The 23392-nt window shown below is 63.3% G+C and carries 22 protein-coding genes; 6 read left to right on the top strand and 16 right to left on the bottom strand.

The genetic code is table 11. The features are described from left to right. Positions 1–73: 73 nt before the first annotated feature. Positions 74–1009, top strand: coding sequence for a tyrosine recombinase XerC (locus tag Mame_RS09690; RefSeq protein ID WP_018062869.1), 936 nt, complete (start codon positions 74–76; stop codon positions 1007–1009). A 54-nt stretch (positions 1010–1063) separates the two neighbouring features. Here the strand turns inward: Mame_RS09690 and Mame_RS09685 are convergent, their stop codons facing one another. Both Mame_RS09685 and Mame_RS09680 read right to left on the bottom strand, forming a co-directional pair. Then, positions 1064–1324, bottom strand: coding sequence for a hypothetical protein (locus Mame_RS09685; RefSeq protein WP_018062870.1), 261 nt, complete (start codon positions 1322–1324; stop codon positions 1064–1066). Between the two features lie 172 nt (positions 1325–1496). Then, entirely contained in the window at positions 1497–2444 is a 948-nt protein-coding gene (locus Mame_RS09680) for a DMT family transporter (RefSeq protein ID WP_018062871.1), read from the bottom strand. A gap of 131 nt (positions 2445–2575) precedes the next feature. Here Mame_RS09680 and Mame_RS27010 point away from each other — a divergent pair, with 131 nt between their 5' ends. Continuing rightward, entirely contained in the window at positions 2576–2716 is a 141-nt protein-coding gene (locus Mame_RS27010; RefSeq protein ID WP_018062872.1) for a hypothetical protein, read from the top strand. A gap of 41 nt (positions 2717–2757) precedes the next feature. Here Mame_RS27010 and Mame_RS09675 read toward each other — a convergent pair whose 3' ends face one another. From Mame_RS09675 to Mame_RS09650, 6 genes are all read right to left on the bottom strand, one after another. Beyond that, the gene (locus Mame_RS09675) at positions 2758–3840 is read right to left on the bottom strand and encodes an ABC transporter ATP-binding protein (RefSeq protein WP_018062873.1); all 1083 of its coding nucleotides are present in this window, start codon (positions 3838–3840) and stop codon (positions 2758–2760) included. Beyond that, positions 3837–4664 carry a carbohydrate ABC transporter permease gene (locus Mame_RS09670; protein WP_018062874.1) on the bottom strand — a complete coding sequence of 276 codons (828 nt, stop codon included), beginning with the start codon at positions 4662–4664 and terminating at the stop codon, positions 3837–3839. Before Mame_RS09670 ends, Mame_RS09675 begins: the two co-directional genes overlap by 4 nt. After that, positions 4661–5563 carry a carbohydrate ABC transporter permease gene (locus Mame_RS09665; protein ID WP_018062875.1) on the bottom strand — a complete coding sequence of 301 codons (903 nt, stop codon included), beginning with the start codon at positions 5561–5563 and terminating at the stop codon, positions 4661–4663. Before Mame_RS09665 ends, Mame_RS09670 begins: the two co-directional genes overlap by 4 nt. Before the next feature lie 119 nt (positions 5564–5682). Then, positions 5683–6918 (bottom strand): ABC transporter substrate-binding protein, encoded by a 1236-nt coding sequence (locus tag Mame_RS09660; protein ID WP_026173145.1) that lies wholly within the window; start codon positions 6916–6918, stop codon positions 5683–5685. Positions 6919–6973: 55 nt separating this feature from the next. Then, entirely contained in the window at positions 6974–7876 is a 903-nt protein-coding gene (locus tag Mame_RS09655) for a sugar phosphate isomerase/epimerase family protein (RefSeq protein WP_018062877.1), read from the bottom strand. Between the two features lie 4 nt (positions 7877–7880). Then, positions 7881–8921: a Gfo/Idh/MocA family protein gene (locus tag Mame_RS09650; protein ID WP_026173146.1), complete on the bottom strand. Its 1041-nt coding sequence runs from the start codon at positions 8919–8921 to the stop codon at positions 7881–7883. A 133-nt stretch (positions 8922–9054) separates the two neighbouring features. On the opposite strand from Mame_RS09650, the gene Mame_RS09645 reads away from it, so the two are divergent. Beyond that, positions 9055–10071: a LacI family DNA-binding transcriptional regulator gene (locus tag Mame_RS09645; RefSeq protein WP_018062879.1), complete on the top strand. Its 1017-nt coding sequence runs from the start codon at positions 9055–9057 to the stop codon at positions 10069–10071. A gap of 10 nt (positions 10072–10081) precedes the next feature. On the opposite strand, the gene Mame_RS09640 is transcribed toward Mame_RS09645, so the two are convergent. Continuing rightward, complete coding sequence (locus Mame_RS09640) at positions 10082–10867, bottom strand: SDR family oxidoreductase (RefSeq protein WP_018062880.1); 786 nt, start codon at positions 10865–10867, stop codon at positions 10082–10084. Positions 10868–10888: 21 nt separating this feature from the next. Between Mame_RS09640 and Mame_RS09635 the strand changes: the two genes are divergently transcribed. Next, the gene (locus Mame_RS09635) at positions 10889–11800 is read left to right on the top strand and encodes an alpha/beta hydrolase family protein (RefSeq protein WP_155122074.1); all 912 of its coding nucleotides are present in this window, start codon (positions 10889–10891) and stop codon (positions 11798–11800) included. A 13-nt stretch (positions 11801–11813) separates the two neighbouring features. Here the strand turns inward: Mame_RS09635 and Mame_RS09630 are convergent, their stop codons facing one another. From Mame_RS09630 to bglB, 7 genes are all read right to left on the bottom strand, one after another. After that, on the bottom strand, positions 11814–12890 hold the full coding sequence (locus Mame_RS09630) for an ABC transporter ATP-binding protein (protein WP_018062882.1): 1077 nt from the start codon (positions 12888–12890) through the stop codon (positions 11814–11816). Between the two features lie 9 nt (positions 12891–12899). Further along, entirely contained in the window at positions 12900–13952 is a 1053-nt protein-coding gene (locus Mame_RS09625) for a carbohydrate ABC transporter permease (RefSeq protein WP_018062883.1), read from the bottom strand. Beyond that, positions 13949–14914, bottom strand: a complete 966-nt coding sequence (locus tag Mame_RS09620; RefSeq protein WP_412768640.1) for a carbohydrate ABC transporter permease — start codon at positions 14912–14914, stop codon at positions 13949–13951. The genes Mame_RS09625 and Mame_RS09620 overlap by 4 nt, the downstream gene beginning before the upstream one ends. A 71-nt stretch (positions 14915–14985) precedes the next feature. Continuing rightward, positions 14986–16248, bottom strand: coding sequence for an ABC transporter substrate-binding protein (locus Mame_RS09615; RefSeq protein ID WP_018062885.1), 1263 nt, complete (start codon positions 16246–16248; stop codon positions 14986–14988). A gap of 107 nt (positions 16249–16355) precedes the next feature. Then, positions 16356–18860 carry a hypothetical protein gene (locus Mame_RS09610; RefSeq protein ID WP_018062886.1) on the bottom strand — a complete coding sequence of 835 codons (2505 nt, stop codon included), beginning with the start codon at positions 18858–18860 and terminating at the stop codon, positions 16356–16358. Then, positions 18857–19690: a 5-dehydro-4-deoxy-D-glucuronate isomerase gene (kduI, locus tag Mame_RS09605; protein ID WP_018062887.1), complete on the bottom strand. Its 834-nt coding sequence runs from the start codon at positions 19688–19690 to the stop codon at positions 18857–18859. The genes Mame_RS09610 and kduI overlap by 4 nt, the downstream gene beginning before the upstream one ends. Next, a complete protein-coding gene (bglB, locus tag Mame_RS09600) occupies positions 19684–20787 on the bottom strand; it encodes a beta-galactosidase BglB (protein ID WP_018062888.1) in 1104 nt (367 codons plus the stop codon). Before bglB ends, kduI begins: the two co-directional genes overlap by 7 nt. Before the next feature lie 69 nt (positions 20788–20856). Here bglB and Mame_RS09595 point away from each other — a divergent pair, with 69 nt between their 5' ends. Both Mame_RS09595 and Mame_RS09590 read left to right on the top strand, forming a co-directional pair. Further along, a complete protein-coding gene (locus tag Mame_RS09595) occupies positions 20857–21930 on the top strand; it encodes a LacI family DNA-binding transcriptional regulator (protein WP_018062889.1) in 1074 nt (357 codons plus the stop codon). 196 nt (positions 21931–22126) lie between these two features. Continuing rightward, positions 22127–23164: an NAD(P)-dependent alcohol dehydrogenase gene (locus tag Mame_RS09590; protein ID WP_018062890.1), complete on the top strand. Its 1038-nt coding sequence runs from the start codon at positions 22127–22129 to the stop codon at positions 23162–23164. Positions 23165–23392: the final 228 nt, after the last annotated feature.

Genomic DNA, 23392 nt, shown 5'->3' with positions numbered 1-23392 from the left:
TTCGTCAAGCGCCGAGGTCATGGCCCGGGCCGGCCGGCGTGGATAAACACCTGTGGATGACGGCTGGCGATCGATGGAAAACGTGCTCATTCCGGCAGAAGACGCCCTGATGGCGCTTCGGCGCGACTGGCTCGAAACGCTGGACAGCGAACGGCGGCTCGCCGACCATACGATCAACGCCTATGAGCGCGACACGCGCCAGTTTCTGCAGTTCCTGTGCCGCCATGTGGCGCGGCCGGTGCGCCTTTCCGATATCGACGCGCTCCGGCCTGCCGATATTCGCGCCTATCTGGCGTTTCGCCGCAAGGGTGGCGCGGAGGCGCGCACGCTCGGGCGCGATCTTGCCGGCATCCGTTCATTCCTGCGCTGGCTGGAAAAACGCGGGCTTGCCAATGCCGCCGGCGTGCGGGCCATGCGCGCGCCGAAACAGCCGAAATCGCTGCCGAAACCCTTGAACGCCGAAGATGCCCTGGCGCTGTCGCGGGCCGACAGCCAGCTTGCGGAAGAGCCATGGATCGCGGCGCGGAACGCCGCCGTGTTCTGCCTGCTCTATGGCTGCGGGCTGCGCATTTCCGAAGCGCTGGGACTGACGCCTGCCGATTTTGCCGGCGCGCCGCAAAGCCTCCGGATCACCGGCAAGGGCAGCAAGACGCGGATCGTTCCGCTGCTGCCGGCAGCGCTTGCCGCCGTCAACGATTATATCCGTCTAGTGCCCTATCACCTTGAACCGGAGGGGCCGCTGTTTCTCGGCGCGCGCGGCAAGAAACTACAAAGCGCGATCATACAGCGCGAAATGCAGGCGATGCGCGGTGCGCTCGGCCTCTCCGACAAGGCGACGCCGCATGCGCTGCGCCACTCCTTCGCAACCCATCTTCTGGCCGCCGGCGGCGATCTGCGCACCATCCAGGAACTGCTCGGCCATGCCAGCCTGTCGACGACACAGGTCTATACCGGCGTCGATACCGGCCGGCTCTTGGAGATCTACGACCGGGCCCATCCGCGCAAATGAAAGGCCCCACGGCAGTCAGCCGCAGGGCCTTGAGCTGATCAACGGGCTTTCGGATCAGTTGTTGTTGATATAGCCGAGATCGATCAGCTTCGCCGTGCCGTCCGGCTGCACCTTGTAGGTCTTGGAGGCCGTCCAGCCGGACCCGCCGCTAACCTGGGTGGTGAAGATGGTTCCGGGCGCGGAGATGCGGGCGATCTCCTGATCGGCGGTGGTCTGCTTCGCGCCGTACATGGTCGGGTTGAAGGGCTGGGCGGCCAGCGCCGCGCCGGAACCGATCATCAGGGTTGCGAGCGAAAGGGCTATGATCTTCTTCATGACAGTATTCCTCGGTTGTTGAGGCAGGCGGAGACAAACGTCTCGCCGCGGAAGACTGCCTACTCTCGATTGCAATTTCCGGAAAATGAATGTTTTGTTATTTTAGCATAATTTTCAATATCTTACGATAATTTAACCTGCATTAAAAACCAGCCATGAACACCGGCGGACATCATTTCGCCGCGATCCGGGTGGGCACCGAACCGCCGACCCGGGCCCTGGGCGCGCGCGCCGCCGCGATCGCCGCCGCCAGGATCAGCGCCATTCCGGCCATTTCGACCGGCGACGGAATTTGCCCGAAGAACGCGACGCCCCAGAGCGCGGCGAAAACTAGATAGGCATTGTCGAACAGGCCGATCACCGGCGCGGGCGCCATGCGATAGGCCCCGGCCACCGAAACCGTGATGATCATCAGGAACGTCGCCAACAGGCCGAGGACCGCCCAGTCGACAGCGCCGAGCGAAGGCCAGACGCCGAAAATGAAACTGCCCTCGACGCCCGCCCCCGTCATAGAAAGCGCGGCAACAAGCCCGCCGCCGGCGACGACCAGGGCGACGTTCAGGTTGAACGCCATCGCCACCGGCTGCTCCGAACGGCAGCGGCTCCAGGTAATGATGCCGCTCAACGCATAGCAGAACGCCGCAAGCAGCGGCAGGACGACATAGGGCGATGGCATGGCGGCAGCCGGATTGACCGCCAGAAACACGCCTAGCGCGCCAACAACCACCGCCACCGACCTGCGCAATCCGAGCGGCTCGCCAAGCACGACGCGCGAGAGCAGCGCCATCCAGAGCGGCGCGGTGTAGAAGCAGGCGGCGGCCAGCGCCAGCGGTATTTCCGGCAGCGCCGCATAGTAGAAGAACCACATCGCCACAAGGCACAGGCTTCTGAGCGTTACCCAGAGCGGACGGGCCGCACCAAGCAGCCTGCCCCGCGCCCATGCCCACAGGCACAGCAGAAGACCGGCCCCCAGCGAGCGCATGAGGATCAGCTGTCCAAGGCTGTAATGCGCCCCGGTCAGCTTCACCAGAGCGTCCGACAGCGACAGCAGCAGCACCGCAAAGGTGATCAGGGCAATACCGGTGAGCTGGCCGGTTGCATTCGTTTGTTCGGAAGACATGACGGCACCAAAGCAGTTTTCACTTGTGGGCGGAAGTGAATTCCGGTGATGTATGCTTCAATGCGCCTGATGGAACCGCATATGCCGCCGAACCGGCACAAGCGGAATGTCAATTGGAGAGGGGAAACGCCATGATCAGGTTCTGCCTCGCGGCCTTGCTGGTGCTTTCAACCACGACGGCCTTCGCCCATGGCGGCGGCTGCCGCAAGAGCTCGCCGCCCGGCCAATGCTGCCACATGGAGAAAAAGGTCGGCAAGGTTCACTGCCACTGAGGCGGACCCCGCGGCTCTCCAACCAAAACCTCCACCGGCGGCTACCGGCTTTCGAAGGGCAACCTTTCGCCGGTTTGCGCGTCGAAGAGGTGAAGCTGTGCGAGATCGAAGCCAACGCCGACGACATCCCCAGGCTTGACCTCGGTACGACCATTCACAACCAGATTGAAGTCCTCGGCCCCCGCGGCGGCGAGATAGGTGCTGGAGCCGGTGCTTTCGACGGTCTCGACAGAGAATTTCAGCAGCGCCTCGTCATCGGCAACGAGACGCAGATGCTCCGGCCGCAGGCCAACGGTGACCGCACGCCCTTCCGGCAAGCCCGTTTCCACGGCAATGGTCTGCGGCCCGCCAAGCTCGAGCACGAGCGATCCGCCACCCTCTCCAATGCGCGCCGACACGAAATTCATCGCCGGCGAGCCGATGAAGCCGGCGACGAAGCGGTTGACGGGGCGGTCGTAGAGTTCGAGCGGGGGGCCCTGCTGTTCGATGATGCCGGCGCGCATGACGACGACATGATCGGCCATGGTCATCGCCTCGATCTGGTCGTGCGTCACATAGACCGATGTCGCGCCCAGTCTGTCGTGCAACGCGCGGATTTCCTTGCGCATCTGCACGCGCAGGGCGGCATCGAGGTTGGAGAGCGGCTCGTCGAACAGGAAGGCCTTGGGATGGCGAATGATCGCCCGGCTCATCGCCACGCGCTGACGCTGCCCGCCCGACAATTCGCGCGGATAGCGGCCGAGAAGTTCCGATAGCCCGGTCGTTGCCGCAACCTCTTCGGCCGCCTTCTTCGCCTCGGCCTTGGCGACGCCGCGAATGCGAAGACTGTAGGTCAGGTTTTCCTCGACCGTCATGTGCGGATAAAGCGCATAGGACTGGAACACCATGGCCAGATCGCGTTTGCGCGGCGGCACATTGTTCATCGTCTCGCCGGCGATCGTCAGATTTCCGCTGGTGATCTTTTCAAGGCCGGCGAGCGAGCGAAGCAGGGTTGACTTGCCGCATCCCGAGGGGCCGACCAGGGCGACGAAGGTGCCCTTGGGGATGCCGAGATCGATGTTTTTCAGGGCATGATAGGCGCCATAATGCTTATTCACGCCTTCGAACTGGATGTGATACGTCATTTGAGGGCTCCAGAAGTGAGGCCGGACACAATACGGCGTTGCAGAAGAACGAAAATGGCGAGGATCGGCGTTACGTAGATCGTCGCATAGGCCATGATCTTGTTCCACTCGGTGGTGTTCGGGCCCATGAAGCTGTTCAGTCCGACGCTGGCGGGCTGAAGCTCGGCGGCCTGGATCATCGACTTGGAGTAGACGAACTCCCCGAAGGCCTGCATGAAGATCAGGATGGCGCTGACGAGGATGCCGTTGCGCGCCAGCGGCAGCACGATCCTGAAGAACGCGCCGATCCGGGAATTTCCGTCGACCATCGCCGCCTCCTCAAGCTCGATCGGCACGCTCATGAAGGTCGCGCGGACCAGCACCACGAAGAACGGCATGCTCTTGGCCGCAATCGCAAGGATCACCGCGAAGCGCGGAAAGTCGAGCAGCCCGACCTGCGAGAACCCGACGAAGATCGGCGTGATCATCAGCGAGGCCGGCAGGACCTGCAACAGCAGGATCAGGAACAGGCCGGCATCGACCCAGCCGCTGCGATAGCGGGCGAGCACATAGGCGCAGCCCACACCCAGCGCCGCAATCAGCGCGACGGAGCCGGTGGCGATCACCAGCGAGTTCCAGAGATAGCGCGCCATGTTGCGGCTCGCCCAGACATCGCCATAGGTCGCCCACTGCGGATCGGAGGGCAGCAGGCGCGGCGGCGTGGCAAACATCGCCGAGCCGGTCTTCAGGCTGGTGACATACATCCAGTAGAGCGGGAACAGGTAGACGATCGCCAGCAGGATGGCGATGACGAGCATCAGGCGGTTGCGGGAGGTATCGCTCATCCTCTCACCTCATGGCGCGTGGAACGGACATAGACCAGCGAGGCGAACATCACGAACACGATCATGATGACCGAAACCGTCGCGCCCTTGGCGAAATCATACTGGCGGAACGACAGATCCCAGGCCCAGTACTGGGCGACATTGGACGAATTGTTGGGACCGCCGTCGGTGATGGCGGCAAACAGGTCGAACTGCTGCAGGGTGAAGATCAGACCGAGCGCGACAACCGCACCGATCGTCGAACGCATCATCGGAAGCGTGATGGTCCAGAACCGCTGGAACACGTTGGCGCCGTCAAGCTCGGACGCTTCGTAGAGATCGCGCGGGATCGAGGACAGGCCGACCGAAAGCAGGATCATGTTGAACGAGGTTCCAAGCCAGATATTGGCGAGAATGACCGCCCATAGGGAATAGGAGGGGTCGGAGCGCCAGTAGATGTTGCCATCGGTAAGCCCAGTGGAGGTCAGAAGGAAATTGAGAACGCCGTAATCGCCCGACAGGATCCAGTTCCAGATCGCGCCGACGACAAGGCCGGGCATCACCCAGGACACAAGAAACAGGCCGCGCAGCCACGAGGCGCCCGGAAACTGGGTGCCGAAGAACAGGGCAAGGCCGAAACCGAGGACGAACTGACCGGCGATGGAGGCAAGAACGAAGACCGCCGTGTTGAGGAGGATGCCGAAGGTTTCCGGCTGGCTGAAGAGATCGACATAGTTCCGGAAACCCACGAACGGCCGCGCAAGCTGCCCCATGCTGAACATGTCGACTTCCTGGAAGCTCATCAGCACGTTGTAGAGCAGCGGCAGTCCGGACAGCAGGAACAGGAAGGCGAGCGGCACGGCCACCAGCGTGATATCGAAGCCGCGACCATCGGTCAGGCTGGAAAGGATGCGTTTCATGTCTCCTCCGGCGTTGCCCGTAAAACCATCCGCCCCGCCGAAGCGGCGCGGATGATCTCTCCGGGAGGAAAGGGTCCGGCGGCTGATACCAAGGACCAGGGCCGCCGGTCAGGCTGAGATTACCGGTCCGGAACGGCGGAAATCTTCTGGGCGGCCTGGTCCAGGGCGGCCTGCGGGTCCATCTGGCCCGTCAGCGTGGCCTGGATGGCATCCTGGATCGCCTTGGAGATCTTCGGCCATTGCGGATGCGGGCCGCGCGGCTTGGCGTATTTCAACTGCTCCACGAAGGTCGCCAGCGCCGCGTCTTTCAGGGCATTGCCCGTCGGCGGGATCGCAATGTCGGAACGGGCCGGGATCTGGCCGTAGTTCTCGAACATCGTGTCATCCTGCGAGACGAAATATTCCAGTACCTCGAAGGCTTCCTTCGGATGCTTCGTGCTGGAGAAGATCGCCCAGTTATAGTCGCCCATGGCCGACGACCGCTCGGCCCCCTCTTCCGGAACGGGCAGCAGCGCCACGCCCCAGTCGAAATCGGCGTCCGCAAGCATGCGGTCGATTTCCCACGGGCCGGAAATGGCCATCGCGGCATTGCCGGCGTTGAAGGTCGCCGTCGCGTTCCACTGGCTGTTGGTCAGGGTATCGGGAGAAGCAAGCTTCTCGTCCATGATCTCTTTCCACGTCGCCAGCGCCTCGACCGCGCCTTCGGTGTTGATGTTGTCATAGGTCGCACCGCCCATCTGCGCCCATGGCAGGAACTGGAAGGTGCCCTCCTCGTTGGCCTTGGCCGAAAACGCGAGGCCATAGACGTTGTTTTCCGGATCGGTCAGTGTGCGGGCTGTCTCGACAAGCTCGTCCCAGGTCTCAGGCGGCTGGTCGGGATCGAGCCCGTGGACGCGGAACATGTCCTTGTTGTAGTAGAGCGCGATCGTGTTGGTGGCCTTCGGCACGGCGTAATATTTACCGTCCCAGGTCGCCGATGCCAGCGGGCCGGGGAAGTAGTTGTCGGCATTGATGACATCCGAATTCTCGATCATGTCGGTGAGATCGAGAAAGGCGTCGCGCGAGGCGAACATGGCGGTATTCGGATTGTCGATCGCGATGATGTCGGGCGCGTTGCCGGTGGCGTAGGCCCGCATGGCCTCGCTCACAACGTCATCGAACTGGATCTCGCGGTATTCGACATGGATGCCGTTATCGAGATCGTTGAACTCCTTCACCAGATTGGGCGCGGGCTGGATATCCTTGTCCAGCGACCAGACGGTGATCGTCGTATCTTCGGCATGGGCAGCAACGGCCAAGGCCGATACGCCGGCAAGCGCGACGGCGCCTGCCATAAGGGTCTTGCGAATTGTCATTTTCTCCTCCTTTTGATTTTTCGCGTCATCCCGGCTCCCACAGCCGGGAAGGCGGCTATTGCGGATCGACGACGAATTCGCCGCCCCGGCAATTTTTCAGGTGGTTCAGCGCGTGAACCTGCCCCGTCATTTCCAATTCATCGCGATAGACCGGGTCGTGCCAGCCCTCGATGTCGATCGAACCGGACCAGCCGGCGAGCCTCAGCTCCGAGATCACATCGGTCCAGTTGGTATCGCCGAAGCCCGGCGAGCGCATGAGCACGAAGGGATGCTTGCCGAAAACGCCATGCTCGCGGATCACCTCCCAGCGGATGGTGGCGTCCTTGCCATGCACGTGAAAGAATTTGTGCGCCCATTTGCGGATCTGCGGCAGAGGATCGATGAGGTAGACCATCTGGTGGCAGGGCTCCCATTCGAGCCCGATATTGTCGTCCGGCGTTTCGTTGAACATCAGCTCCCAGGCGTCGGGATTGTGGGCGATGTTCCAGTCGCCGGTCTGCCAGTTGCCGTCCATGGCGCAGTTTTCGAAGGCGATCTTCACACCCTTGTCGGCCGCCCGCTTTGCAAGCTCGCTCCAGATCTCGCGATAGCGCGGCAGGCTGTCCGTCAGCGGCTTGTTGCGGATGCGGCCGGTAAAGCCGGCAACGCAGGTCGCGCCGAAATGATGGGCATTGTCGATGCAATCCTTCCAGCCCTGCAGCGTCTCGCGGTCGATATCGGTGGTCTCAAGCGGATTGCCGAACATGCCGAGCGTCGAGATCGTGATGTCGCGGTCGCCAATGGCTTCGCGGCAGCTTTTGCCGAGTTCGGCGAGATCCTGGCCGCGGGTGGACTGCCAGAAGAACGGTTCGAAGCTTTCGAAGCCCATGTCGGCAATCTTGGCGATGCGTTCGGCCGCGCCGCCTTCCGTTGCCTTGATCATGGTGCCGATGCGGATCGCTTTTGCGGGATTGGTCACGAATTCATTCCTTTATTTGCAAATCGACGGGAAGGCCGGTGCGCGCGCTTTCGATCGCACCCATGACCATTGCGAGGCTCTTGATATTGTCATCGCTTGCCGTTTCCGGGCGGGTCCCGTTCAGCACCGCCCGGACAAAATCGATCATCACACTTGCGTGGCCGTGAACCTCTCCCTCATCGGGAACCGGCGGCATATCGAGCGCCGTGAAGCCGTTCAGAAGTCCCGGCTCCTGACCGGCAATCGTGACTTCGAAATCGCTTTCGCCATCCCAGGTGATCATGCCGCGCGCGCCGACGAGCCGCCAGCGTCCTTCCCAGCTCGTCGGGCGGCCTTCCGCGCACCACGAGCCGCGATAGGTCAGAACCGCATCGCCGGAAAGACGGTAGATGGCATTCGCCGCCGCGCCATGGGCATACCAGGAGCCGGCCGGATTGGTCTCGACGCAGTAGACCGAGAGCGGCGTCGCGCCGGAAACGAACCGCGCCGCATCCAGGGTATGGACGGCCATGTCGAGCAACAGCACATTATCCATGGCTTCCCGGAACCCGCCGAAATGCGGGCCGAGAAAGAAGTCGCAGTGAACGCCGGTGAGGTCGCCGATCAGGCCATCCGCAACCGCGCGGCGCAACCGGCGGATGCCCGGAATAAAGCGCCGATTCTGGACGATAGCGTGGATCTTCCCGGTTTCCGCCGCAAGCCGCACCAGATCGCGCGCTTCTTCCAGGGAGGCCGCAAGCGGCTTCTCGCTCAGCACATGGCAGCCATGGCTAAGGCCGGTCGCGGCAACGGAATGGCGCGCGGCGGGAACAACCACGTCGAACAGGAGGTCGGCATCGCAACGCTGCAACGTATCAGGCAAATCCGTGCCGATGATGATATCGCCAAGATCGAATTCGGCCGCCAGCGCTTCGGCGGTGGCACGGTCCAGATCGACGAGACCGACGAGGTCGATCGCGTTACGAAGCTCTTCATTTGCCTGCAGCGCGCGAAGCCAGCCCTTGGCCATAGCTCCGCATCCGCACAGGACGGCTTTCATTTTCACGTATTTCCTCCCTTCGGGCGGCAAATTCCTTCTCCATGCCACCCGTAAACGTTTACGGAACTATGAACGGCTTCGTGAATATGTCAATAGATTTTCCGTAATCGTTTACGAAAAGAATCGTGGAGAAAAGCCGATGGCCGGCATTCGCCAGCTCGCCGATCATCTCAATATTTCAATCGGCACGGTGTCGCGCGCCCTGAACGGCAAGCCCGATGTCAATCCGGACACCCGTCGCCGCGTCCTCGAAGCGGCCGAAAAGCTGGGCTATGTCGCCAATCAGGCGGGACGCGCCTTGCGTCAGGGAAAGACCGGCATTGTCGGCTTCATGATGGAAACCGATACCGAATCCACCCGCTACGGCGATCTGTTCTTCACCAGCGTGTTCGATGGCGTGCAAAGCGTGTTGTCGCGTCACCAGCTCGATCTCGTGACGCTGCTTTGCTCCTCCAGCGAGGAACCGGACGCCTATCTCGACCGTATCGTCGCGCGCGGCTTCGCCGACGCCATCATCCTGTCCGGCACGCGGCGGCACGATCCGCGCTTCGAGCTTCTGGCGCGGCGCAAGATACCCTTCATCCCGCTCGGCCGCAGCCTGACAGACGTCGGCCAGCCCTGGATCGACCTCGATTTCGAAGGCATGGCCGAAACGGCGGTCAACCGCCTCGTCGCAAGCGGGCATCGCCGCATCGGCATCATCTGGCCGCATGGCGATTACAATCTCGCCTATATCTTCATCGACCGGATCCGCGAGACGCTCGCGCGTCACAGCCTCTCCCTGCCCGACGCCTATATTTTCAAGGGCCCGCCCAATGAAGACGGTGGCTACCGGATCGCCAGGGACATCAAGGCATGCGCGGAACCGCCGACAGCGATCGTGCTCGTCAACGAGGCAACTGTCATGGGGCTTTACCGGGGGCTGTCGGAAGTCGGCCTGACGCCTGGCAAGGATCTCGCCATCATCGGCCGGCACAGCCCGCAGGCGAAGTTTCTGTCGCCAAGCCTCACCTCATTCGACCTGTCGCTGCGCGATCTCGGCATCGCCCTTGCGGAAACGCTGCTCGGCTCCATGCCCGCCTATCGCGAGTTCTACCCCGACATCGTCAGCCGCCGGATCTGGCCGATGACGCTGGTGGAAGGCGAAAGCGGCTGACGGCGCGGGCTCAGCGCGCCAGCCAGCCGCCATCGACCGCAAGAATGTGGCCGTTGACATAGGCGGCGGCGGGGGAGGCGAGGAACAGCGCCGCGCCGGCGATATCCTCCGGCTTTCCCCAGCGCCCGGAGGGAATGCGCTCGAGGATTTGGCGGGAACGGTCCGGGTCCTCCCTGAGCGCCTTTGTGTTGGCCGTGGCGATATAGCCGGGCGCGATCGCGTTGACCGTGACCCCGTGAGGCGCGAGTTCGTTGGCGAGCGCCTTGGTCAAGCCGGCGACGCCATGCTTCGAGGCGGTATAGCCCGGCACGCGGATGCCGCCCTGAAACGACAGCAGCGAGGCGGTCATAATGATCCGCCCGCCGCCCGCTGCCTGCATCCGCCTTGCCGCGGCCTGCGACAGGAACCAGACGGCGTCAAGATTGGCGGAAAGCACCGCCCGCCAGTCGCTCGCCGCATGGTCGACCGCATCGCCGCGCCGGATCGTGCCGGCATTGTTGACAAGGATCGAGATATCGCCGCCGAGGCCATCCGAAGCGGCCGCGAGCAGCTTTTCCGCGCCCGCGGCATCGATCGCGCCGAGATCGGCCGGCACGCGGGCAAAGGTGCGACCGGTCTCGCCGACAAGCCGGGCGGTCTCATCCCCCGGGTTGGAATGCACGGTGATCGCCACGTCCGCGCCGGCTTCCGCCAGCGCCACGGCGATCGCCTGGCCGATACCGCTCGCCCCGCCGGTGACCAGCGCGCGCTGGCCTTCAAGGCTGAACTGGTGTTTAAGATAGGCTTCGATACTCATGGTCGGCTCTCCGGGTGATTGATGACATTACGACAGGATTTGCGTGAAAAGTTCGAGATCAGCGCGCATCCGCTGACGCTCAGCGAACGCATCGGCATCCAGCACGAGGGGTTGGTGCTGGAACGGCTGACCTTCGCCACCAGCGATGGCGAGAGCGTGCGCGGCTTTCTTCTGCGCCCGCCGGGCGAGACGCCGGTTCCCGCCATTCTCTACATCCACGCCCATGGCAATGCCTATGATATCGGCGCGGACGAACTTCTCTCCGGGCGCAAGGCGCTGCTCTCGCCGCTCGGGCCTGAATTCGCGCGCCGGGGCTATGCGGTGCTGATGATCGAGCTGCCAGCCTTCGGCACCCGCTCCAGCCCCGGCGAAAGCGCCCGCGCCAAGGCAGCACTCTGGAACGGCAAAAGCCTTGCCGGCCAGATGCTCGGCGAGCAGGCCGCAGCCTTCGACTGGCTGGCATCCCGCCCCGATATCATCGCCGACCGGATCGCCGTTTTCGGCATCTCCATGGGCGCGACCTTCAGCTACTGGCTGGCGGCCGCCGAGCCGCGCATCGCGGCCAGCGCGCATCTTTGCGCCTATGCCGATTACGCCGGCCTGATTGACGCCGGCAATATCGACCTCCACGGCATCTATCTCACCGTCCCCGGCCTTCTCACGCTTGCCGGCAATGGCGAGATCGCCGGACTGATCGCACCCCGACCGCAGCTCATCGGCGTGGGCGACCTCGATCCGCTGACGCCGCCCGTAGCCTTCGAGACGGCCTTCGCGCAGACGCGCGGCGCGTATGAAGAGGCGGGGGCCACTGACCGGCTTGTTCTCGTGCGCGAGCCGGAGGCCGGCCATGTGGAAACGCCGGCCATGCGCGCGGCGGTTTTTGCCTTTCTCGACCGTCATCTCGCCTCGTCCGGTGAAGACAGATCAGACTGAAACACGCGCCTTTTCAGTTCACCCGCTGCTCGTCGCTGTTGAACAGATGCACCCGTTCGGGATCGAAGCGCAGCGAAACGCGCTCCGCCTCGGGATCGACCGCGCCGCCACCGAAAACGGCCACCAGTTTCTGCCCGCCATCCGTATTGGCATGGACAACGGTTTCCGGGCCGAGCGCCTCGATCAACGTGACCTCCGCCTCGATTGCGTCTTCTCCGCCCTCGGAAAAATCATGCGGGCGGATGCCGAGCGTCGCTGCATCGCCGGGCGCAAGCCCGCTGTCCTTGCAGGCGATCCGCGCCTCCAGCCCGCCGGGGCCTTCGACATTGACCGCGTCACCATCGACCGACGTGACGGTGACCGGGACGAGATTCATGCGCGGCGCGCCGATGAAGCCGGCCACGAACAGGTTCGCCGGCCGGTGGAACAGGTCCAGCGGCTTGCCGATCTGTTCGATCCGACCGGCGCGCATCACCACGATCCGGTCGGCAAGCGTCATCGCCTCGACCTGATCGTGGGTGACGTAGACCATGGTGGTCGTCAGCCGCTCATGCAGGCCCGAAAGCTCGGCGCGCATGGTGATGCGCAGTTCGGCGTCGAGATTGGAGAGCGGCTCGTCGAGCAGAAAGGCCGTCGGATTGCGCACCACCGCCCGGCCGATCGCCACGCGCTGCTTCTGGCCGCCGGAAAGCTGGCCCGGACGGCGGTCCAGATAGGGCCCGATTTCCAGCATGCGCGCGGCCTCTTGGATGCGGCTCTCGATCTCCGACTTCGGCATGCGGATGTTCTCAAGCCCGAAGGCGAGGTTCTGACGCACCGTCATATGCGGATAGAGCGCGTAGGACTGGAACACCATGGCAAGCCCGCGATCGGCGGCCGATGCCTTTGTAACGTCCTTGCCGTCGATGATGATCTCGCCGGAGGTGGGCTTGTCGAGGCCGGCGATCAGCCGCAAGAGCGTCGACTTGCCGCAGCCCGACGGGCCCACCAGAACCGTGAACTCGCCATCCGGAATATCGAGGTTGATGTCGTGCAGGACCTTGAGTTTGCCATAAGCCCGATCAACCTTGTTCAGCGTTATCTGTCCCATGATGGCACCCTATTTCAGTCCGGAACCGGCAATGCCGGAGGTGATGAAGCGTTGCAGGAAGACGAAGACCAGCACGACCGGGATCATGGTCACCACCGTCATCGCCAGGATATAATGCCACTGGACGTTCAGTTCGCCGGCATAGGTGTTGAGCCCGACCTGCAGCGTGTAGACCTCCTTCGAGGACAGCACGACCAGCGGCCAGAGGAAGTCGTTCCAGCGCCAGACCACCGAGAAGATCGCAAGCACCGCCAGTGCGGGCGCGGCCAGCGGCAGCACGATGCGCCAGTAGATCTGCCATTCCGAGGCGTTGTCCATTCGCGCGGCATCCAGCAATTCGTCCGGGATCGTCAGCATGTACTGGCGCAGCAGGAACACGCCCGTGGGCGTCGCTACCGTCGGCAGGATCACGCCCCAGAGCGAGTTGTAGAGGCCGACGGCACTGACCACCGAGTAGAGCGGCACCAAGAGCACCGATAGCGGCACCATCAGCGTGCCGACAATCAGCATCAGCACCGCATCACGCCCCCGGAACTTGTATTTCGAAAGCGCAAAGGCCGCCATCGAGTTGGTGATCAGCGTGATCAGCGTCGCCATCAGCGTCACGAACACGGAATTGCGCAGATAGAGCAGGAAGTCATTGCTCTCCAGCGGTGTGACGTAGTTCTCCGTGGCAAAGCCGATCTCGCGCACCGGCGTACGCTCGGCGATATTGACCTTGATGATCTCGCCGGGATCGGCGGGATCGACCATCTGCGCGACGATGCCGATCCGGCGCACCTCGGCGAGTACCCTGGTCGAGCCGTCCGGCAGGGTCACGTCATAGAGGTTGAGCGGTTTGTCGTAACCCTCAACCTCCGCCTGCTGGCTGACATAGGGCAGGATGGTCGGCGGGAACTCGGCCAATTGCGCCGGCGATTTGAAGGAGGAGAACACCAACCACAGCGCCGGGCCGAACATGATGATCAGACCGCCGATGAGCCAGACCCAGGTGACGATATCGGTCCAGTGCCAGCCATTGCCGCCGCGACGGCGGAACAGGAACTTCGAAACGGCACTCATTCGCGCGCTCCCTTCTGTTCGTTGCGCCGCCCGAGGCCAAGCTGCACCAGCGTGAGCACTACCAGCACCAGCCCCATCATGATCGAGGCGGCGGCGGCAAGGCCCGGATTGCGCAGCAGCGAGGCGAAACCGACCTCGTAGATATACTGGGTCAGATACATGGTGGAGGTGCCCGGTCCGCCGCCGGTCAGCACATAGACCTCGTCGAATATCTGCACCGCGCGGATCAGCGACAGCACGATGACCACCAGAAGATTGGGCATCAGCAGCGGCAGCGTGATGCGCCAGAACACCCGCGCCGGTTTGGTGCCGTCCATCTCGGCGGCCTCGTAGAGATCGCGGGGGATCGCCTGAAGACCGGCGAGCAGGATCAGCGTGAAGAAGCCCATATGCGCCCAGACCGATACCGAGACCGCCGCCGTGAAGGCCGGCAGGCGCTCGGTCAGCCAGTCATGGGTATCGGCGCCGAATGTGTAGAGAACGTAGTTGAGCAGGCCCTGACGCTGCAGGATCCAGCGCCAGATCAGGCCGACGACCACGGGCGACAGCAGCACGGGGAAGAAGAACACCGCGCGCCAGAAGCCCCGGCCCGCGATCTTGCGGTTGAGGATCAGCGCGGTGATCATCGCCGTCAGCGTCATCAGCGAGACCTGGAAGAACACGAAGATCGCGGTGTTCTGCGCCGCTTTCCAGAACAGGTCCTCGCGGCAGGTGCCGGGATCGAGATAATTTCCGCAATCGAGAAGCCGGCCATATTGTTCAAGGCCGACAAAGGTCCGGTCGGCCAGGAAATAGGCCGAGCCGGATGTCATCGAATAGAAGAAGTTCATGACCAGCGGAATCAGCACGAACACGCCGAAGATCGCCATGTTCGGCGCCAGGAAGAACGCCGCCATGCCGCCGGTGCCGGTGGCCCGCTGCCACGCCTTGAGCGGCGGGTTCAAAAGCGCGGCCAGCCACATGACCGGCGTCGTGATAACGGCGCCGGCCATGTGTTTTATGTCGGACAGGTTCGCCACTTTTCCGCGCTTGCCTACTGCTGGACCTTGTCGGCGATATCCTGGTCGATACGCGTCCAGGCTTCGTCGAGGGTCAGTTCACCGGCCATGACCTGGCTGATGCGGGTGACGAGCGCGCCGTAATAGGCGGACGCCCATTTCCATGCCGGCAGCGCGTCTGCCGCAGGCAGCGTCTCCGCCGAGGACTTGACGAAGGCATCGAGCGCCGGGCCGACATTCTTGTCGTCGGTATCCCAGTTCAGGCCGCCTGCGGCGACCACACCCTTATGCGCGGGCAGAAACAGGGTGCGCTCGGAGAACTCCTTCACGATCTCGGGGCTCGCGAGATATTCCATGACCTTGGCGACATCTTCCGGGTTCTTGGTGTATTTGATGCCGACGAGCGCTGCTCCGCCCTTGAGGCCCGAGCAACCGACCGTGCCGCAGGGCGAACCGATCGCCACCCAGTCAAAGGCGTCGCCGATCTTGGTCGAGAGGTTCGCAACCTGCCAGCTTCCCGAATAATAGAACGGAATCTGGGCGTTGATGAAATCATCGGCGGCCGCGCGATAGGTGGAGCCGGCGGCCGATACCCAGGTATCCTTCAGCATCAGACCGTCATTGGTCCAGTCGACGAGCTTGGTCGCAAACGTCTTGGTGCCATCATCCACCGGCGCCGGCATGCCATCGGGACCGATATAGTTTGCGCCATAGGAGACGTTCGGGCCGGAAATGCGGTGGCCGGAACGGTCGATGGCGAAGGCCGCCGCCGTCTGCTGGCTCTTGGCGACTTCGGCCGATGCATTGACCCAGTCATCCCAGGTGGCCTTGTCGCCCGGCATTTCCACGCCCGCCTGCTCGAATAGCGTCTTGTTGGCAAAGCCGCCGGTGAGCGTGAGCTGGGTCATGAAGCCGGTGATGGCATCGGAGCCGTCGGGACGCATCCAGTCGGCCTGGGCGCCGAAATTTTCCTCCCAATAGGCCGGGTCGGACAGATAGGGTCGCAGGTCAAGCCAGTGATCGGCCAGCGCCTTGATATCCGTGACGCGGGCGATATCGGGACCCTGTCCGGCTTCGAGCTGGATCGGAAGCTGCTCCTGGATCACCTTGTAGGCGACATTGTCGAGCGTGACATTGATATCCGGATTGTCCTGCATGAAGCGGTTGACGAGGTCCTGCATGACATCGCCCTCGACGCCATCCGAATACCACATGATCCGCACATCGCCCGCGAAAGCGGATGTCGAGGCCATGAACCCCGCCGCGACGATGGATAGAATGCTGACTGCATTTTTCATAACAATTCCTCCTCTTTTCCGGGCTCTCGCCCTTGCCGATCATCGGCTTTTGTTGCCCGCCTTGCGGCGGTCATCTCCCGTGGGCTCTCCCTGCCCTCCGGCAAAACTTAATCCCGGAACGTCCGCGCCTCGCCCGCGATCGTCCATTCCGCCGGGTCGAGCCTGCGGCCCTCCGCCTCGACGGAGCCATCGGCCCCGAAGCGGACCCTGCCATATTCAGGATCGTCGACCAGAATATCGCCATTGGCCTCATCGGCAAGAGCGAGGGTCCTGAAGTCATCGGCAACAGCGCCCAGACTGTCGCGTTCGGCCATGCGCACGATCCATGTAGCCTTGCGACCGGGCGCGCGCAACTCGTTGCCCGCCGTCGGTCCGGTCGCGACAAGCGTCAGCCCGGCATCGACCTTCAGCATCACGCAGCCGCTGCCGCAGCGCGCCAGCGCCGTATCGCCCTCGACGCGCGCCTCGTCAAAGACGGATTGCGGGAACCAGCAATGGGTGAAATCCGGCTGCTCGGCGGCGCAATCGAAACGCACCACGGCAAGGCCGCGATATTGATGGACGCGCGGCAGGGTGCCCGAGCCGCCCCAATAGGACGGCCGTCCATAGCCCGAATGCAGCACCTCGCCCGGATGGTTGATCCAGATCGTCGCATCCGGATTGTCGCCGAGACGGAGATGCACCACCGTTTCCTGATAGCCCCACTGGTTCCAGCGATAGGCGGCGGCGCTGCCAAGCGCATGGGAGGCGGTCTTGTAGTGATAGAGCCGCGCGAACCGGTCCTGCCCCTGGGCGAAGGTCCATTCATGGCCTTCGCTGCCGGAAACCGAGGCGATGGCGGCCAGTTCTTCCGGGATATCCAGACCGTGATCGCGCAGGCAGAGCGCCAGTTGCGGCAGGGCGTGGAAGCGCATGCCGTAATTGCCGCGCCCCCAGATCATCCGCGCAATGCCCGAAAGCTCGAGCGTCCGCGAGGCCCTGAGCGTGTGCTCGTAGGATCGGCCCTGCGCGCCGGTCATGACGCCGTGATGGGCCGAGCGGGCGAGGATTTCGATGAGCCGGATGATGGCCTTGCCGGCGCGGTCCGCAATGTCGCGATCGGGCGCCAGCGCATAGAGCGCGCACAGGCCCTTCAGATCGATCGGGAAATAGGGCGCGGAGTTGAATTCGGCCATTTCCCATTTTTCGAAGTGATCGAGCCAGGCGCGCACCCGCGCGGCGCCGATGGCGGATTGTTCCTTGCCTGTACGCTGCGACCGTACGAACCGGGCCTCGGGCAGCATGTGCCCCGCCAGATAAGCCGCCGTATGAAACAGCAGTGCGTGGTTCTCGGAAAAATACCACTGCACGTCATTGCCCGGCTCATCCATCCAGTAGCGATAGTTGAGGATGGCGGCATCGACGTGGTCGCGGACCTTGTCCCCGATCTCGTCGCCATAGGCGGCGCGGCACCAGATCAGCGGCACGAGAATGAAATCGGCGCAATCATGGCAATCCTCGATCGCCGGCAGCGCGCTTTCGATCATCGCGTCGGTCTCTTCACCGGCGATGCCGATGGCGAACCGCGCGAGCGCGCGCACCGTATCGGCCTCGGCGTGGTTCGCGACTTCGCCGAGCGCTTCGGTGATGCGCTCGGGGAGGCTTTCCGGAGCCTTGCCCTGACGCGCCACATGGCAGAGTTCAACGCCGAAGACACGCGAAACGGCGTAATCGCCGCGCGCCAGCGTCACCTTGAAATGGCGGAAATCGGCGGGCAGGTCCGCGGTATCGGCGACCGCGAGCCGCAGCGCCCCGGCGGCAAGCGTCCGCTCAAAGCTCAGCGGCTTCTCGATCGACATGAAGTCGCCCTCGATCACCACCTTGGCCGCGACATCGACCGGCAGGCCGGTATCGGCGACCAGCGCCACCTCGCCCGCGCCATAGGCCGGCTTTTCGAAATGCATGGAGGCGAGCATGGCTTCCATGGCATCGGCAACCGATGCCTCGACCGGAATGGGCAGGGCGTGTTCGACCGCCGGGCCGGACAGATAATCAAGCTGGAAATAATAGCGCGCATCCCGCTCGGCCAGATCGTCAAAGGCGATGCCAATGACATTGTCGCCCGCTTCAAGCGAGACGGTAAACTCTTCGATGGTCTCGAGATTGCGCCCATATGGCGCCATGAAGCCGACCTCGCGGCCATTGACGAACAGCACCGCGCCGCCGCAGGTGCGCAGCGCAAGCCGGGCTTCGCCGGCCGTTGCGGCGCGAATCGTCGTTTCGGCGAAGGTTTTGAGCTCGGTGGCGCGGAACCAGAAGCCTGACAGATCCACGCGCGGCGAACCGAAGGGCAGCCAGGTGCGCGAAAGGTCCGGCCTTGTCTCGCCGATCGCGGGCCGCTTGCCGCGCCGCTCGGCGGCAAACTGCGTCCGGCAGGGATATTCGTGCGGGATGAAGTTCTTGTGCTTGGTCAGAAAGAAGAAGGGGTCCATCTCCCCCTGCATCGGCTGGTCGGGCGCGTCATAGCGCGCCTCTTCCGTCGCCGAAAGCCGCCAGTAGACGACAGGTTGGCCCGCCGCAAGCGGACGCCGGAGCGTCCTGTCCGTCTCCATCTGGTTCAAAGCCGAATTCATCTGAGCTCCCTGATCGCAACCGGATCGACATCGGTATAGACTTTATTTTCGCCGGTCATGCCCCAGACGAAGGCATAGGGCCCGGTGCCCGCGCCCATATGGATCGACCATGCCGGCGAGATCACCACATCGCCATTGGCGACGACCAGATGGCGGGTATTGTCGGGACGGCCCATAAAGTGGAAGACGCGGTCCTCATCACCGAGATCGAAATAGCAATAGGCCTCCATGCGCCGCTCGTGGAGATGGGGCGGCATGGTGTTCCAGATGCTGCCCGGCGCGGGATCGGTGATCCCCATCAAAAGCAGGCAGGAGGGCACGACCTCCGGGTGGATATACATCCGCAACTCGCGCTTGTTGGATTTCGCCTCGTCGCCCATCACCAGCGGCTTGGACTCGGCCCGCTTGATCAGGCGGTGCGCAATGTCCGCGCCGGCGGGGACGGAGTTCATGTAGAACCGCGCCGGCTTTCTGGCATCAGCACTTTCCAGGCTCACGGTTTTGGCGCCCCGGCCGATATAAAGGATATCGCGATTGTCGAGTTCATGGCGCGTGCCATCGACCGTGATTGCGCCCGGCCCGCCGAGATTGGCGATCCCCATTTCGCGCGCGTCGAAAAACGCCTCGGTGCCAACCTCTGCCCCATCGCCGAAGGAGAGCGCGCCGGAGGTCGGCACCGCGCCGCCGACGATCATGCGGTCGACATGGGTATAGGCGAAGCGGATTTCGCCGGGCGTGAACAGGTCTTCCACCATGAATTCGTCGCGCAGCCGCGCCGTGTTCATGTTGTCGATATCGGCAGGCGAAGCGCCATAAAGCGTTTTCAGCATGCTTTCTTCATCCTTTCATTGCTGTGATGCAGCCCTTCGGCAAGGCACAGGATCGCAAGCGCCTGGCCATAGCCTGTCGGCTGCACCGGAATATCGCGATAGAATTGCAGATCGTGACCCATGCGTGTGCCGTAGGAGACGTTCGAAACCACGCCGTCATCGCTGATATTGGCCATGACTGCCTCAAGCGCCCGCAGCCCTGCCGCCTCGCAGCCCTTGGGCCCGAGGCCCTTACGGGCGGCCTTCATCAGCCCGAAGCCGAAGCCGGCCGTCGCCGAAATCTCCTCATAGGACGAGGGATCGTCGACCAGCGTGGTCCACGCCCCCGAGGCCGTCTGGAATTTCAGCAGCGCCTCGATCTGGGTTTCAAGCACGCCGAGCAGATAGGCCTCCACCGAGGGAGACAGGTCGCAGAGTTCGATCAGTTCGAGAATGCCGACCGTGATCCAGGCATTGCCCCGGCCCCAGAGCGCGCGGGCGAAATTGTGCCGGCCAGCAAAGGTCCAGCCGTGATACCAAAGCCCGGATTTCGGATCGGCGAGATAGCGGGCGTGAACCAGAAACTGTCGCTCCGCCTCGTCGACAAAGCGCCGCTCGCCCGAGGCCTGACCATAGGAGGCCAGGAAAAGCGCGACCATGAACAGCGTGTCGTCCCACAATTCATTGTCGTTGATCTTGTCGGAAACATCGTGCTGGAAGCCGCCTTCCGGCGTGCGCGGCATGTCGGAAACCACCCGCTCGGCCCAGTCGCGCAAAACCGCCTCATAGCGCAGCTGGCGCTTATGACGCCAGATTTCGCTGAGCGCCAGCATCGGTGCTGTGGTGTTGACGTTCATCTTCGGCAGCCCCGCCTCGATCCGGCGGTCGTACCAGTCTTCGAGGATTTTCAGATGCGCGGAATCGCCGGTGTGCCGCCACAGGCGCGTGAGCCCGTACAGCCCGACGCCCTGCGGCCATTCCCAACTGTCGAAGCTGACATAATCGCCCGGCGTGCCGTCGAGATTCGGCTCGTTGAAGCGCCCGTCATGGCGCAACCCCGTCATCCCGCGCACCAGCGCCGACAACATATCGGAAATCTGATCGGCCGTGATCGGCATGCTTCCTCCCATTCATTCCTCCGACCGAACTGTTCCACACAAAAATCGGTTGCGCAATTTGCAAATTTTTTGCAGTTTCGGCGCAAACAGGAGGCATTCACGATTCACGGCAAGCGCGGCAAGCCGAACCGACGGGTCCGGCTGGAAGAAATCGCCCGCAATTGCGGGGTGTCGGTATCGACCGCCTCGCGGGCGCTTGCGGGCACCGGCGGGGTCAAGGACGAGTTGCGCGCGAAGATCGTGGAAACCGCGCTGGCGCTTGGCTATGTCAACCCGACATCGGCCGCCGGCCGCCGCATTATCCTTGCCACGTCAAGCGTTGCGATGATCGACCACCAGCGCAACCAGTTCACCTACCACGTTCTCGACGGCCTCAACGAACGGGCCGAGGCGCTCGGCATCGAGCTGGTCACCCGCGCGGTCGCGACCCCCGAGGATGAGGCGCAGCTTCTGGCCGAGGGCGAGGCGGACGCCTCCGTTGCCGGCTGCCTGTTTCTGACGCTGGATGATGCGCAGGTGCTTACCCGCTCGGGCGGATTTTCCAAGCCGATCGTGCTGATAAACGGCGACGATCCGGCCATGCGCCACTCCAGCGTGACGCCCTGCAACCGCTCCGCCGCGCGGCTTGCCGCCGACCACCTTCTCGATCTCGGCCACCGCCGCATCCTGTTCCTGATGCATCCGGGACGCCGCACGATCGAGCGCCGTTTCGAAGGCTGGCGCGATGCGCTGCGCGCCCGCGGCATCGAAGATATCAACGATCTCGTGGTGACCGTCGATGACTGGCTGCCGGAACTTGCAAGCCGCGCAATCGCCGACCGGCTGGAACAGCGCGGCGCCGATTTCACGGCCGTGCTGACCGCCGGCGATAGCCTCGCCTACGGCGCAATGCTCGCCATCCAGCAGGCGGGCTACCTCGTACCAGAGGACTTTTCCGTGGTCGGCATGGACGATCTGCCGCTGTCGGGCTTTTCCGATCCGCCACTGACGACGATGCATATCCCGATGCGCCACATCGGCTCCGCCGCGCTCAGCCTACTGCTCGACGATCTCGGCGTCACCCGCCTGCCCGCGCGACGCGTGGAGCTGGCTTGCTGGCTGGTGGAGCGCGCGTCCACCGCACCGGCGAGAGCTGATCGGTAACGTGCCGATTGACACTGCCAAGGCGTCCATTGATACGCCAGAGAAACGACCCCGATACTTTTTTCACCGCCGCCAAAATTGTCGACGCTGAAACGCGTTTTTTTGTTTACGGGCGTGTTTCAACCGGTTTAGCGAAAAGGATAATGCGAGGCCGAAGCGGCCGAGATTATTTCAAATTCATATGGGAGGGCATGACATGCAGGCACTGGTTCTCGAAAAGAAGGGCGAACTCTCGCTGCGCGACTTCGCGGTCGCCACTACGCTGGGCCCGCAGGATGTGCGAATCAAAACCCATACGGTCGGCATTTGCGGCTCCGACGTCCACTATTACACCCATGGCAAGATCGGCCATTTCGTCGTGCGCGAACCGATGATCCTCGGCCATGAGGCCTCCGGCACCGTGGTCGAGACCGGCTCCGAGGTCACCAATCTGACGCCGGGCGACCGGGTCTGCATGGAACCGGGCATTCCCGATTTCACCTCGCGCGCGTCCAAGCTCGGCATCTACAATGTCGACCCCGCCGTCAGGTTCTGGGCAACGCCGCCGATCCATGGCTGCCTGACGCCGGAGGTGATCCACCCGGCCGCCTTCACCTACAAGCTGCCGGATACGGTGAGCTTCGCCGAGGGCGCGATGGTAGAGCCGTTCGCGATCGGCATGCAGGCCGCACTGCGCGCCCGCATCCAGCCCGGCGATATCGCCGTGGTCACCGGCGCCGGCCCGATCGGCATGATGGTGGCGCTGGCGGCGCTGGCCGGCGGTTGCGCCAAGGTGATTGTCGCCGATCTGGCCCAGCCGAAGCTGGATATTATCGGCGCTTACGACGGCATCGAGACGGTCAATATCAGGAACCGTCCCGCCGCCGAGGCGGTTGCCGAGGCCACCGATGGCTGGGGCGCAGACGTGGTCTTCGAATGCTCGGGCGCTGCCCCCGCGATCCTCGGCGTCGATAAGCTCGCCCGCCCCGGCGGCGCGGTCGTGCTGGTCGGCATGCCAGTCGAACCAGTGCCCGTCGATATTGTCGGCCTGCAGGCGAAGGAGCTTCGCGTCGAGACCGTGTTCCGCTACGCCAATGTCTATGACCGCGCAATCGCCCTGATCGCGTCTGGCAAGGTCGACCTGAAGCCACTGATCTCCGACACCCTGCCCTTTGCCGACAGCATCGCCGCCTTCGATCGCGCCGTCGAAGCGCGTGAAACCGACGTCAAACTCCAGATCGTCATGCCGGATTGATCCGTCGATTACCGGTCCCGCGGCTTGGCGGGACCGGTTTGGGGCCGAGCGCCCCCTGTTCTGATGAAAACCCGTTTTACCCCCTCAAAACTGCAAGAAAAGTATAAGCGCCAAATGGTGCTTATCGACCACGCGCCTTCCTGATTGACTATTGGCAGTCAGACGTATTTCGCAGCATTTTCCTCAATTTAGGCCGAAAGTCCGACCGTTTTACGCTGCGTTGCGATA

This window comes from Martelella mediterranea DSM 17316 (genome assembly GCF_002043005.1).
Taxonomy (GTDB): domain Bacteria; phylum Pseudomonadota; class Alphaproteobacteria; order Rhizobiales; family Rhizobiaceae; genus Martelella; species Martelella mediterranea.
Note: the sequence above shows the minus strand (reverse complement) of the source record. Positions and strands in the feature narration are given on the sequence as shown.